The 12,653-nt window shown below is 62.3% G+C and carries 12 protein-coding genes; 5 read left to right on the top strand and 7 right to left on the bottom strand.

Going from position 1 to position 12,653, the window contains the following annotated elements:
- Positions 1-109: 109 nt before the first annotated feature.
- The gene (locus tag ACIGJC_RS20000) at positions 110-1,042 is read right to left on the bottom strand and encodes a LysR family transcriptional regulator (RefSeq protein WP_483713878.1); all 933 of its coding nucleotides are present in this window, start codon (positions 1,040-1,042) and stop codon (positions 110-112) included.
- Positions 1,043-1,301: 259 nt separating this feature from the next.
- The gene (gene oxlT, locus ACIGJC_RS19995; protein ID WP_483713877.1) at positions 1,302-2,624 is read right to left on the bottom strand and encodes an oxalate/formate MFS antiporter; all 1,323 of its coding nucleotides are present in this window, start codon (positions 2,622-2,624) and stop codon (positions 1,302-1,304) included.
- 206 nt (positions 2,625-2,830) lie between these two features.
- Here oxlT and ACIGJC_RS19990 point away from each other — a divergent pair, with 206 nt between their 5' ends.
- Positions 2,831-3,775 carry a LysR family transcriptional regulator gene (locus ACIGJC_RS19990; protein WP_483713876.1) on the top strand — a complete coding sequence of 315 codons (945 nt, stop codon included), beginning with the start codon at positions 2,831-2,833 and terminating at the stop codon, positions 3,773-3,775.
- Between the two features lie 103 nt (positions 3,776-3,878).
- Positions 3,879-4,181 carry a LysR family transcriptional regulator gene (locus ACIGJC_RS19985; RefSeq protein WP_483713875.1) on the top strand — a complete coding sequence of 101 codons (303 nt, stop codon included), beginning with the start codon at positions 3,879-3,881 and terminating at the stop codon, positions 4,179-4,181.
- Positions 4,182-4,660: 479 nt separating this feature from the next.
- On the opposite strand, the gene ACIGJC_RS19980 is transcribed toward ACIGJC_RS19985, so the two are convergent.
- On the bottom strand, positions 4,661-4,981 hold the full coding sequence (locus tag ACIGJC_RS19980; protein WP_483713874.1) for a tripartite tricarboxylate transporter substrate-binding protein: 321 nt from the start codon (positions 4,979-4,981) through the stop codon (positions 4,661-4,663).
- Between ACIGJC_RS19980 and ACIGJC_RS19975 the strand changes: the two genes are divergently transcribed.
- Positions 4,980-5,312: a hypothetical protein gene (locus ACIGJC_RS19975; RefSeq protein ID WP_483713872.1), complete on the top strand. Its 333-nt coding sequence runs from the start codon at positions 4,980-4,982 to the stop codon at positions 5,310-5,312. The genes ACIGJC_RS19980 and ACIGJC_RS19975 overlap by 2 nt on opposite strands.
- 69 nt (positions 5,313-5,381) lie before the next feature.
- Entirely contained in the window at positions 5,382-7,652 is a 2,271-nt protein-coding gene (locus tag ACIGJC_RS19970) for a TonB-dependent receptor (RefSeq protein WP_483713871.1), read from the top strand.
- Positions 7,653-7,791: 139 nt separating this feature from the next.
- On the opposite strand, the gene ACIGJC_RS19965 is transcribed toward ACIGJC_RS19970, so the two are convergent.
- Entirely contained in the window at positions 7,792-8,475 is a 684-nt protein-coding gene (locus tag ACIGJC_RS19965; protein ID WP_483713869.1) for a Fe2+-dependent dioxygenase, read from the bottom strand.
- 452 nt (positions 8,476-8,927) lie between these two features.
- A complete protein-coding gene (locus ACIGJC_RS19960; protein WP_483713868.1) occupies positions 8,928-9,710 on the bottom strand; it encodes an alpha/beta hydrolase in 783 nt (260 codons plus the stop codon).
- Positions 9,711-10,355: 645 nt separating this feature from the next.
- Between ACIGJC_RS19960 and ACIGJC_RS19955 the strand changes: the two genes are divergently transcribed.
- Positions 10,356-10,676 carry a hypothetical protein gene (locus ACIGJC_RS19955; protein ID WP_483713867.1) on the top strand — a complete coding sequence of 107 codons (321 nt, stop codon included), beginning with the start codon at positions 10,356-10,358 and terminating at the stop codon, positions 10,674-10,676.
- Between the two features lie 83 nt (positions 10,677-10,759).
- Here the strand turns inward: ACIGJC_RS19955 and ACIGJC_RS19950 are convergent, their stop codons facing one another.
- Both ACIGJC_RS19950 and frc read right to left on the bottom strand, forming a co-directional pair.
- A complete protein-coding gene (locus tag ACIGJC_RS19950; protein WP_483713866.1) occupies positions 10,760-11,197 on the bottom strand; it encodes a PAS domain-containing protein in 438 nt (145 codons plus the stop codon).
- 166 nt (positions 11,198-11,363) lie between these two features.
- Positions 11,364-12,614, bottom strand: a complete 1,251-nt coding sequence (gene frc / locus ACIGJC_RS19945) for a formyl-CoA transferase (RefSeq protein ID WP_483713865.1) — start codon at positions 12,612-12,614, stop codon at positions 11,364-11,366.
- Positions 12,615-12,653: the final 39 nt, after the last annotated feature.

Genomic DNA, 12,653 nt, shown 5'->3' with positions numbered 1-12,653 from the left:
TTTCATTATATGCTGCGCCGCAGTATGTGTAAATATCCTGTATGTAATATATCAGTGAAGTTTTGCATCAATGCAACAGTGCCGCGCCGGGCCTTTCCGCCCGGCGTTGCTAGGCTTCCTGTACCAGCGGAGGTTGCCGGCTCGGTTCGACCGTGTCCTTGTACTCGAGTCCACGCAGCGCATCCCAGATCGCGGCAGCATTGGGTTTCAGCGACCGGCTCTTGCGCCGCACCAACATCACCGTGGATGTCACCTGCGGCCGCAGCGGCCGCATGACGGCGGCCGGATGCAGCCCCCCGGCCTGCGCGCGCGACGGCACTACGCCGATGCCGAGGCCCAGCGCCACCATGCCGAATACGGCGGCGAAGTGTCCCAGCAACTGCAACGAACCCGCGCGCACATGATGATGGCTGAGCGCCTTTTCGACGGCCGGCTGGACTCCGCATTGCTGGTCCAGCGTAAGCACGTTGGCATTGCACAGGTCGCCCCACGCAATGGCGTCGCGCGCCGCGAGCGGATGCTCTGCCGGCAGCACGGCGTGATAGGGATCGATGCACAGCGGTTCGCAATACAGGTCGTCGCCCGATTGCGGATCGGTGGCGATGCCGAAGTCCACTTCGCCGCTGCGCACGCTTTGCAGCACGGATTCCTGCGAACGATCCTTCAGGTGGATGGCGATCGCGGGCCAGGCCTTGCGGCAGCCGGCCAACCACCCCGGCACCGACATCGAACTGAGCACGGGATCGGTCGCGATCTGCACCAGCCCTTGCGACGGCCGCGCCGCGCCCTGGCTGTCGCGCAGGGTCTGCTCGACTTCTTCGATCAGGTGGCAGATCCGTTGCGACAGGTGCTGGCCCGCATCGGTCAGCTCAACCTGGCGCGTGGTGCGATCGAACAGGCGCTGGTCGATCTCCTCTTCCAGTTCGCGCACGCTGCGGCTCACCGCCGATTGCGTCAGGCCCAGTTCGGCGGCGGCACGCGTGAAGCTCTTGTGCCGCGCGACCGCGGCGAACGCCTTCAGTTGGGGAAGCGAGATATTCATGGCCGCCCTCCCCCGCCCTGGGTCCATTGCGGCAACGGCAGCGCCAGGCTGCGATGCTGTCCTGCGGCAAGCGTGGATGATTGCAGTCTGCTCACGGCTGTCTCCTTGGCGGCCCGCCCGCCTGTTTTATGTGTTCTTTGTGTTGTCGTTCCCGTGGCCCACATGGCAAAAGGCCTGCGCCATGCGCAGACCGCTTGCTGGGGGCAAGGCGGGCCCGGACGCCATGTCCGGGTCCGCCCAGTCTCTCGCGCACACCGTCTTATTCGGCTTCTCTGCGCGCCATGAATGCGGCATCCGACACCGGCACCGCTTCCGAATGGCCGGTGATGAATCGCTTGCGCATCGGCGCCAGCACCAGCTTCGCCGACAGGCCCGCCGCGATGGTCACCACCGCTGCAACCGTGAATACGGCATCCCAGCCACCGCGCGCCGACAGCACCGAGGCAAGCGGCACCAGCATCGCCGCCGTGCCCTTCGCCGTGTACAAGGTGCCTGCATTGGCTGCGGCAAACTTGCTGCCGAAGGTGTCCGCGCACAGCGCCGGGAAGATCGAGAAGATCTCGCCCCAGAACAGGAACGTCAGCGCCGCGAAGAACATGAACGCGTACGGGTCGTGGCCGAACTTCATCAGGCCAAGCAGGGCCAGGCCTTCGCCGATGAAGATCACGAACATCGTGTTCTCGCGGCCGAAGCGGTCCGACAGGAAGCCGCACAGCGGACGCGTGAAGCCGTTGCACAGATTGTCGATCGACAGCGTCATCGTCAGCAGCGGCAGCGTCATGCCCAGCATCGTGATCGGCATCGAGGCGAAGCCGAAGTCCTTGGCGATCGGGCCCAGCTGCGCCGTGGCCATGATGCCGCCCGCGGCCACCGCCACGAAGCTCACATAGATCAGCCAGAACACCGGCGTCTTGACCATCTGTCCCGGCGTGAATTCCACCGGGTTGGTCAGCACGGCCTTCGCCGCCACCGCACCCTTCGGCGCACGCGGCTTCACCAGCAGCAGCGACAGCGCGAAGATCGCCACGCCCTGCAGGATGCCGAAGAACAGGAAGGCATGTTCATAGCCGGAGCTCTGGATCATGTTGGCGATCGGAATCACCGTGATCGCCGAGCCCGCGCCAAAGCCCGCGGCCGTCAGGCCCGCCGCCAGACCGCGCTTGTCCGGGAACCACTTCAGCGCATTGCCGACGCAGGTGCCATACACGCCGCCTGCGCCAATGCCAGCGATCACGGCTGCCGCATACAACTCCGGCAGCGTCGTCGCATACGAGTTCATCACCCATGCCAGGCCGGCGCAGAGCGCGCCACCGGCCACTACCGGACGCGGGCCGAACTTGTCCACCAGCCAGCCTTCCAACGGCACCAGCCAGGTTTCGGTCACGATAAATATGGAAAACGCCACCTGGATTGCGGACGTGCCCCAGTGATGCTTGGCGTCCATCGGTGACACGAAGAGAGTCCAGCCATACTGCAGGTTTGCCACCAAACCCATGCAAACCACGCCTACGGCCAGCTGGAACCAACGGTTTTGCAGCCCACGTCCGTTCCCGGTCGTGGCCGCCGTTTCTTGATGCGCCATCTACTGTCTCCTGGTGCTGTTCATGCGTTCCCTGGCGGAACGCTTTCCGGGGCCTCTGTGGGGTGGGCCCTACACAATGAGATCGGCGCCTGACATTGCGGCATGCAAATCTGTGGGATTGATGCTACTTCAATCTAAGATTCAGGCCGCTTAAAGTTTTTTATCATATGCATTGACGAACGTTTATATATTGCACGGAACGACTGATGAAGAACGCCACGCTGCGCCAGCTAAAAGTCTTTGAAACCGTTGCCCGGCACATGAGCTTTTCGCGCGCCGCCGAAGAACTTCACCTGACCCAGCCCGCTGTCTCGACGCAGGTCCGGCAACTGGAAAGCCACGTCGGCCTGCCGTTGTTCGAGCAACTGGGCAAGAAGATCTATCTCACGCCGGCGGGGCACGAGATGCTGCATTACAGCCGCAGCATCATCCAGCAATTCCGCGAGGCCGAGGATGCCATGTCCCAGCTCAAGGGCATTTCGGGCGGCCGGCTGAACGTCGCGGTGATCAGCGCGGGCGATTATTTCTTTCCGCGGCTGCTGGCGGAATTCATGGAGCGCCACGATGGCGTGACGCTGAATCTTGCAGTGCACAACCGCGAGGAACTGATGCACCAGCTCGCCGGCAACCTCACCGACCTCGCCATCATGGTGCGCCCGCCCGAGGGCATGGACACGATCAACGAGACCTTCGCGCCGCACCCTTACGTGATCGTCGCGGCGCCTACCCACCCGTTGGTCGGACATCGCAATATCCCGCTGTCGGAGCTGACCGACGAGGCCTTTGTCTCCCGCGAGAAAGGGTCCGACACCTGGAACTCGATGCAGGAAGGCTTTGCCGGCAAGCTGTCCAACCTGCGCATCGCGATGGAGATCAAGAGCACGGAGACCATCAAGCAGGCGGTCATCGCCAACATGGGCATTGCCTTTCTCTCCGCCCATACCGTGGGACTCGAACTCCAGGCCGGCAAGCTGGCCGTGCTCGACATCCAGGGCTTTCCGGTCATGCTGAACTGGTATGTGGTGCACCGCAAGAACAAGCGGTTGCCACCCGTGGCACTCGCCTTCAAGCAATTCCTGATGGAGGAAGGGGCCAGCCTGATCCAGCGCATCACCGGCGTGGAGGGCCTGATCCGGCACGGCGATATATAAACAACAACTTATGGTTTGCCGATGAAACTTTAATTATCGTAAATCCATGGCCGACCCTATGCTTCCCTCAACCCACCGCTAGAGAGAAGACAGGAGGCGCACCATGAACCAGGTCCACATCGAACACCAGCCAGCCGCCACGCTCGGTCATGACAACCAGCCGCTTCCGCGCGCCACCCAGCTCGCGGCCTACAACGCAGCGTTCATCGAACTGGGCCTGCGCTTCCGCTGGGACGAGGCCATGTACGAATGGCTGTGCGGCATCGAATGCGAGAAGGCACGCGTGGCGCGCTATATCGAGGAACACCATACCCATTTGCTCAAGGCTTACGACGCAGCTTTCCTGAGCCAGCTGATCTTCGACAAGAAGAACGAGTACCTGCGAGCGGTCGGACATCTCAACTGAGAGGCCCGGCCACATTTGAAGCGAGCGCGCTCACGGGGCGCGCTCGCTTTTTTTGTTTTCTAGTCGATGAATGTCGCGGGCGGTAAGATTCGGGATCCCGATTCACGCCGCGCTCCGGACCCGCATTGTCCGGTACCGGCATTCACCGATTCATGGCCAAGCGACGCACCGACGAAGAGTTCACCATTGCGTTGACCCGACTGCTGATCGCCGAAGGGATTTCGGATGAAGATCGGGGATGCGTTCAGCGAGCGCTATGAAATCATCCTGAACGGGTTGCTGGTACGGCCGGTGGGTGATGAGGGAAACTTGAATTGCAGGACGGTTTGCTCCCCTCTCCCGCAAGCGGAGAGCGGGAGAGGGGAGCAAAAAATTCCGATGCTCTGACATCAGTCCTGCCTTACTGCTTCGGAATGCCGGCGTTCTGGATCACGCGCCCCCACTTGTCATACTCGTCGCGCACGAAGCGGCTGCCCTGATCAGGCGTTGCGACCACGGGAATCAGCGCGGCGGCATCGAGCGTGTCCGCAGGTCCGGTTTTTCTGCGCCTGGTTGATAACCTGATTCAGGCGCGCCACTACCGAAGGCGGCGTGCCCTTCGGCACGAACGCCGCCATCCAGCCCACGACCTCGAACCCCGGCACGCCGGATACGGCGATCGTCGGCACATCGGGCAACTGCGCGGCACGCGCGGCGGTTGTCACCGCCAGCGCCCTCACCTTGCCCGACTTGACCTGCGTGACCGCCGCGCCGATGTTGGCAAACAGGAAGTCCACGTGCCCGCCCATCAGCGCGGACATGGCCTCGGACGGACCGCTGTTTTGGTCTGGCTGGCTGCCAATGCAAGAGGCGATCGGTACCAAATCAACGATTTCAGCACCAAAAACGGTTGCTGGCTTGAGCACCGGCAGTCGGGGCGAACACCACACAGCAGGAAGATCCGCGCGCGGAAATGCAATTTCTGTCGCCGCGCGCTACACATCCGGCGCATTTTTTACGGCGAAGAATAGCTTCTTACAGCACTTTCATGGCAGCAATCTATCGCCCTTGTCATCAAATACGAATGATTCGTATTTGTCTTTTCATTTGTATCGTCATATACTCACGCCGCGTCATGGATGCCTTGAATGAAAGGCTTCTATATGGCCTGAACTTGTATTCATGACAATGCATTGATGAACCAGAAAGGGAAGGTTAAACGTGAAAGGACAACAGGACACATTGCGGCTGAACCCGCTCGCCTCGGCCCTCGCCGGCGCAGTGGCAGCCTTTGCCATGCAGGGCGCGGGGGCCCAGGAAAGCAAACCGGCCGCCGCGGCAACGATGACTGAAACCAAGCCAGTGACGTTGCAGAGCGTGACCGTGACGGGCACGCGGGGCGACGGCTACAAGGTCGATGCAGCCCAGTCGTCCAAGTTCACCGCCCCGCTGCTCGACACCCCGAAGTCCGTCACGGTGGTACCCGCCGAAGTCGTGCAGCAAACTGGTTCAGGTTCGCTGCAGGAGGCGTTGCGGACCACGCCGGGCATTACCTTTGGCGCCGGCGAGGGCGGCAACCCGATCGGCGACCGTCCTTTCATCCGCGGCTTCGACTCCATGTCGAGCATCTACGTCGACGGCGTGCGCGACACCGCTTCGCAGACGCGCGACACCTTCAATATCGACCGCATCGAAGTCATCAAGGGCCCCAGCTCGGCCTTCGGCGGCAAGGGATCGGCCGGCGGCATGATCAATATCGTGTCCAAGCTGCCGACGGCCGAGACCTTCACGCAGGGCTCCGTAGGCATCGGCACGGACTCGTACTTCCGCGCGACGGCGGACGGCAACTACCTGCTCAACGACAACACCGCCGTGCGCCTGAACGCCATGGGCCAGAGCTTCGACGTGCCCGGCCGCAATGAAGTCGACCAGCGCTCGTGGGGCTTTGCGCCGTCGGTGACGTTCGGCCTGAATTCGCCTACCCAGGTCACGCTGCAGTACTACCACCTGCAGGGCAACGGCATGCCCGACTACAGCATTCCGTACAACCGTGGGTCGACGGCGCCGACGAAAGAGAACCCGATCGGTCCGGCGAACGTGAATCGCAACAACTTCTACGGCCTGACCGACCGCGACTTCCAGAAGACGCAATCGGACATCGCCACCGCGATCATCAAGCATGATTTCCGCAACGGCCTGGTGTTCAGCAACACCACGCGCTGGGGCCGTGCCAGCAACAACTACATCGTCACCAATCCCGATGACAGCCGTGGCAATGTGGTGAATGGCTACGTGTACCGCAGCACCAAGAGCCGCGACTCGAGTACCGAGACGCTCACCAACGCCACGGACCTGAGCGCCGAGTTCCATACCGGCCCGCTCAAGCACAACGCCAGCTTCGGCTTCGAGTTCAGCCGCGACAACACCGAGAACAATCCGTACAACGTGGTCTCGGCCGGCCCGTCAGGCAGCACCTGCAACGCGGGATTGCTGGCCAGCTTCGACTGCACGTCGCTGTACAACCCGACTCCAAACGACCCCTGGCGCGGCAGCATCTCCAAGATGCCGTACACCACGACCACGACCACCAGCACCCAGTCGGTCTACCTGTTCGACACCGTCGAGATCACCAGGCAATGGCTGGTCAATGGTGGCGTGCGCTACGACAACTACAACACCCACGCCTTCACTCCGGCTTACAAGAACCCGAACACAGGTGCGGCGGTGGCGGCGGCGGATATCCGCAACAACTCGCACTTCTTCAACTACCAGGCCGGCATCGTCTACAAGCCGGTGGAATACGGCAGCATCTACCTGTCCTATGGCACGGCTTCGACGCCGCCCGGATCGACCAACGGCGACGGCGCCGACAATATCGCCGCGACGCAACGCAGTCTGGACCCGGAGCGTTCGCGCGCGCTCGAACTCGGTACCAAGTGGGATCTGTTGTCGCGCCGGTTGTCGCTGACCGGCGCCATCTTCCAGATCGAGAAGAACAACGCCCGCGTGGCGCTGGATGCCAACACCACCATCAACGCCGGCAAGCAGCGCGTGAAGGGCTTCGAACTCGGCTTCGCGGGGAACTTCACCGACAAGTGGGGCGTGTTCGGCGGCTACACCTACCTGGACAGCGAACTGATCGACAACGGCCCGCAGGCCGCGAACGCCATCAACAATGGCAACCAGTTCCCCAATACGCCGAAGAACAGCTTCAGCCTGTGGTCGACCTACCAGGTCCTGCCAGCCTTGACGGTGGGCGGCGGCGCCTATTATGTCAGCCAGGTGTATGGCAACCCGGCCAACTCGCTGTATGTGCCGGCGTACTGGCGCTTTGACCTGATGGGTGCCTACCGCGTCAACAAGAACCTGACGCTGCAGCTGAACATCCAGAACCTGTTCGACAAGACGTACTACACCAAGGCCTTCGCGGCGCACTATGCGGCGCTGGCACCGGGGCGTTTTGGGATGCTGACGGCGAACTTCAGGTTCTGAAGATGCCTGCCGGTTGATTGATACAACCATTGCGAGCAACCGCGAGTTCCGGCGTCATGTCGGGCTCGCGGTTTTTTTGGCACGCAATTCAGCGAAGAACCTTTTTCGCGACGCAGGCAGCGAACTGCCATGCAATCGGTCAAGCATCAGCCCACCGCCGCAGCAGATTGTGATAGACCCCGGTCAACCCGACCACGTCGGCATCCTTCTGTCCCATCGCCTGCGCAACATGCTGGATGCGCGTATCGAGTTCGAACAGCAACGCGCGTTGTCCATCGTCGCGCACCATGCTCTGGATCCAGAAGAACGATGACACGCGCGCGCCGCGCGTGACCGGCGTGACGTGGTGCAGGCTCGTGGCCGGATACAGCACCATGTGTCCCGCCGGCAGTTTGACGCGATGCTGGCCGTAGGTGTCTTCCACCACCAGTTCGCCACCGTCGTAGTCTTCCGGTTCCGTCAGGAACAGCGTCGCCGACAGGTCGCTGCGTATGCGAAAGCCGGTACCGCGCAAGTAGCGGATGGCGTTGTCGACATGGTTGTCGAACGCGTGGCCGCCTTCGTAGCGGTTGAACAAGGGCGGAAACACCTTCAGCGGCAGCGCCGCGGCGAAGAACGTCGCGTTGGCGCCCAGCGCATCCTGGATCAGGTCGCCCACTTGCCGCGCAACCGGCGAGCCCTCCGGCAATTGCATATTGCGCTTGGCGAGCGCCGACTGGTGTCCGGACGTTGCATTGCCATCGGTCCATTCCGCGGCATCCATCAGTTGCCGGCATTGCGCCACCTGGGCCTTGGACAGGACGTCCGGAATCTGCAGCATCATGTTGAGCCTACCTTCGGGATCGGGGATCGTGAACGGATTAGAGCGCCGATTGTAGGCAAAAACGCCCATCAACACAAACGAGAATCATTCTCTATTTAGCGAGATCAAGGACCTCGTGATGGCAGGTCGTCAGCCGCGTGGCGCAGGCCGCATCATGCCGGTCCTCGCCTCGTGGGCTTCCTTCCCACAGGGCATTCACATCACGCAGTGATGAAATCCGCGGACGAAGTTCGCCAGGAACTGCCGGTGCGTCGCACTAGCATGCGGCAAGTCGTGCGCCGGCCGCACCGCGTGCCAGCCATCAATGTGAAAGCGAACCACGGGCGAAGCGCCTCAAGACGCCCGCTCGCACGGTGGCTCGGGATGCAGCGCGGTCGAGTCCTGGGAGCAGTTCTGATGCGCCGTCTGCGATCGAGGAAATTGTCCGGTCGAATTCGACCGGACCTTCGGGCCTAGACTGCCGCCATCGGCCGGAACGGCTCGTTGGCGGGATCGGGAAATGCCAGGGACAGCGGGGCCTGCACACCCTCCACGCCGCGCTCGTCCTCATCCAGGAACTGCGCCACCGTATTGGCGACCAGCCGGCGGTCGTTGTCGATACTGAGCATGTGATAGCTCTCTTCCACAACCAGTAGCCGCGAAGCATGGATTTGCCGGTTGAGGAAGTAGGCTGAACGCAGGCTGGTCAGCTCGTCTTCGCGTGCATGGATAATCAGCGCCGGCCGCGCCACGTGCCGGACGCGCTTGCGCACGTAGCGGCTCAGGCGATCCAGTTCGCGAATGCAGGCAAGCGGTGTCCATGAATAGTGGAAGGTATCGCCCCGCAGGAAGCGAGCCTTGATCGCCGCGCGCAACACGCCGTTCTTGACGCCAAACGGCTCGGATTCCTTCACGCGAAAATTGTCGCGCACCTTGGGGACGTGATAAGCCAGATGCCGCAGTTCGCGATACCAGGGCAGCGACCAGCCATCCAGGAACACCGGCGTCGCCAGTGCAACGACCCTTCCGCGCTTCTCGCCGACCAGCTGGCTCAGCGCCAGCGCCAGCAAGGCGCCCATGCACATACCAACGATGTGAACGGTATCGTGCCTGGCACGCAGGTCGAGATACTGAAGGGATACCGCTTCGAGCCAGTGCTCGAAACGCACACCGACCAAGTCTTCGGGACGCGTGCCATGTCCGGGCAGTACGGCGTACTTCGTTTCGTACCCTTCCCCCCTCAGTGTCTTCTCCACGAGCCGCAACTCATGTTCGGTCCCACCGAGGCCGTGGATCAAAAGGGCCGCCGCTGTCTTGCGTGAACCCGTAGCATCGCCACCCAACAACTTTCCGTCCACTGTTCTCTTCACTTTCATTCGGGTACTGCGCCGCGGCGCTGTGCAGCGCTTTCGCCACCTAGCTCGTAATTGTTTGTAAACGAAACAAATCCTCATCTCGTTGACATTCGGAGGCTAATAGTCTGGCACGCAAGCGTCGCCTTTCACATCAGGATTTCCCCGTCACTCCCACCAATGAAGACCATTTGCGACAGCAAAATGGAGGTTGAATCACGCGGCGAAGGGAGTCGTGGCACACCGCCCATCGTCAGAAATAATCGTCAGCCCTGCGAAAAAATCATTCCTTTCGAATTTCGCCCCTCATCCGCGGGATGCGCCGGGACTCATCGGGGCAAGACTCGGGATGCGACTCTTCGGAAGAGGACTTAGGCGGGGCTGAGCGGCACAGCGTGGCTGGCACGCCGCCGCAGGCCAGACAGATTTCGAAACAAATTGCGTGGGACTTCGCGTCATCGGACGAAGCCGCGGTCCCGTTAGTCGGCACAAGCGGGATCAGACCGGGACCGGCTGGCGGCCCACTCCCGACGTACAAGGTATTTGACCATGAAGAAGTTCCTGACCATCGGCCTGCTGGCCGGACTTTCAGCCCTTGCATCGGCCAGCGCGCAAGCCCACGTTGACGTCGGCATCGGCATCGGGCTCCCCGGGCCGGTCTTTGTCGCCCCACCGGTCTATGCGGCGCCTGTCTACGCGCCGCCACCGCCCGTGGTCGTCCAGCCGCAGCCGGTCGTTGTTGCCCCGGGTTACTACGGCGGCTGGCGCGACCGCGAGTGGCGTGAGCACGAATGGCGCGAGCAGCGTTGGCGCGAGCACGAATGGCGTGAGCGTCACCGGGAATGGCACCACTGGCGCGAGGACGACTGAACGTCCTCCATGCGCCCCGGAAGGGCGCTCAGGCCGCCTCCACAGGGCGGGATCCGTCGGCAGGCACGCCGGCCATCGTGCTCCTACGCCGCGGTCTTCACCTGAGCCTCGAGTTCGGCAATCTTCTTGCGCAGGGCACGTTCTTCCTGGAAGCGCACGGTCTCGTCACGGATGACAGCGACGATGCCCGATATCTTTCCGTCGGCTCCATGCAGCAGCGCCACGGTGAAAGCGATCGACATGGCCTTGCCGTTCTTGTCGACGGCCGGCACTTTCAGCAGATCGTGCCCGTAGCGCGTGATGCCGGTGGCCATGGTCTTGTCATAGCCCTCCCAGTGCCGGCCGCGCAGCCGTTCCGGAATGATCAGGTCCAGCGACTGGCCCATGGCTTCAGCCTGCGTGAAGCCGAACATGCGTTCCGCCGCCGGGTTCCAGAGCGTGATGGCGCCGTTGGCGTCGGAGATAACGATGGCATCGCCAATGGCGGACACCAGTTGTTCGTGGTCGATGCTGGCTTGCATGGGGATCCCCTCTTTGCCGGTCATTGCGGCAGGGTGTATGGATTGACGGCACTACGGCAGCTGACGCGACACAGTTTGGCACAGCTGCGCGTTGCAGTAAAAAACGCCGGAGACCGCTTGCGCGGCACTCCGGCGTTCAGTCCCGTTCAGGCATCGGCAAACCGGCTCAGATCACCTGGCTTTCGCGCAGGCGCTTGATGTCTTCCGCGCCGTAACCGAGGCCTGCCAGCACTTCTTCGCTGTGCTCGCCCAGCAGCGGCGAACCCGTGATTTCCGGCTTGAGATCCGAGAACTTGATGGGACTGCCCACGGTCAGGTAGGTACCGCGCTCCTTGTGCTGCACTTCAGTGATCGACCCGCTGGCGCGCAGCGACGGATCTTCGGCGATTTCCTTCATCGACAGGACCGGCGAGCAAGGGATGTCGAACTTGCGCAGGATATCCACTGCTTCGTACTTGGTCTTGTCCGCGAGCCATTCTTCGATGGTCTTGAAGATATCGAAGATATGCGGCTGGCGCGCCTTGGCCGTGGCGTAGTTGGGATCGCTGATCCATTCCGGCTTGCCCAGCGCCTTGCAGATCGGCTCCCAGGCATGGCCCTGGATGGTGAAGTAGATATACGCGTTGGGGTCGTTCTCCCAGCCCTTGCACTTCAGCACCCAGCCCGGCTGGCCACCACCGCCGGCGTTGCCGCCGCGGGGCACCACGTCGCTGAACTCGCCATGCGGGTACTGGGGATACTCTTCCAGGAAGCCCAGGCGATCCAGGCGCTGCTGGTCGCGCAGCTTCACGCGGCACAGGTTCAGCACGGCGTCCTGCATCGACACGGCCACCTTCTGGCCCTTGCCGGACTGCTGGCGGCCGATGATGGCGGTCAGGATGCCGATGGCCAGGTGCATGCCGGTGTTCGAATCGCCCAGCGCGGCAGCCGACACGGTCGGGGGACCGTCCCAGAAGCCGGTGGTCGACGCGGCACCGCCGGCGCACTGCGCCACGTTCTCGTAGACCTTCAGGTCTTCATAGTGGTGGCCGTCGCTGAAGCCCTTGACCGACGCCACGATCATCTTCGGGTTCAGTTCGTTGATGCGTTCCCACGAGAAGCCCATGCGATCGAGCGCGCCCGGGCCGAAGTTCTCGACCAGCACGTCCGATTCGCGGATCAGCTGTTCCAGGATCTTCTTGCCGTCAGGCTTCTTGGTATCCAGCGTGAGCGAACGCTTGTTGCTGTTAAGCATGGTGAAGTAGAGCGCGTCGACATCCGGGATGTCGCGCAGCTGCGTGCGCGTGACATCGCCCGAACCGGGGCGCTCCACCTTGATCACGTCCGCGCCGAACCACGCGAGCAGCTGCGTGCAGGCGGGACCGGCCTGGACGTGCGTGAAGTCGATGATCTTGATACCTTTGAGTGGGAGGCTCATTTTCGTTCTCCTATTGGATAAGAAGGATGAAATTCGGGT

Source organism: Cupriavidus sp. C3SS-1, assembly GCF_057073755.1.
This window is presented reverse-complemented; position numbering and strand designations above follow the sequence as displayed.

Excerpts from the sequence above, each read along its gene's own strand:
- ACIGJC_RS19950 (WP_483713866.1), bottom strand. The coding sequence starts at position 11,197 with ATGCAAGCCAGCATCGACCACGAACAACTGGTGTCCGCCATTGGCGAT.
- ACIGJC_RS19990 (WP_483713876.1), top strand. The coding sequence starts at position 2,831 with ATGAAGAACGCCACGCTGCGCCAGCTAAAAGTCTTTGAAACCGTTGCC.
- ACIGJC_RS20000 (WP_483713878.1), bottom strand. The coding sequence starts at position 1,042 with ATGAATATCTCGCTTCCCCAACTGAAGGCGTTCGCCGCGGTCGCGCGG.
- oxlT (WP_483713877.1), bottom strand. The coding sequence starts at position 2,624 with ATGGCGCATCAAGAAACGGCGGCCACGACCGGGAACGGACGTGGGCTG.
- ACIGJC_RS19975 (WP_483713872.1), top strand. The coding sequence starts at position 4,980 with ATGGCCTCGGACGGACCGCTGTTTTGGTCTGGCTGGCTGCCAATGCAA.
- ACIGJC_RS19965 (WP_483713869.1), bottom strand. The coding sequence starts at position 8,475 with ATGATGCTGCAGATTCCGGACGTCCTGTCCAAGGCCCAGGTGGCGCAA.
- ACIGJC_RS19985 (WP_483713875.1), top strand. The coding sequence starts at position 3,879 with ATGAACCAGGTCCACATCGAACACCAGCCAGCCGCCACGCTCGGTCAT.
- ACIGJC_RS19980 (WP_483713874.1), bottom strand. The coding sequence starts at position 4,981 with ATGTCCGCGCTGATGGGCGGGCACGTGGACTTCCTGTTTGCCAACATC.
- ACIGJC_RS19955 (WP_483713867.1), top strand. The coding sequence starts at position 10,356 with ATGAAGAAGTTCCTGACCATCGGCCTGCTGGCCGGACTTTCAGCCCTT.
- frc (WP_483713865.1), bottom strand. The coding sequence starts at position 12,614 with ATGAGCCTCCCACTCAAAGGTATCAAGATCATCGACTTCACGCACGTC.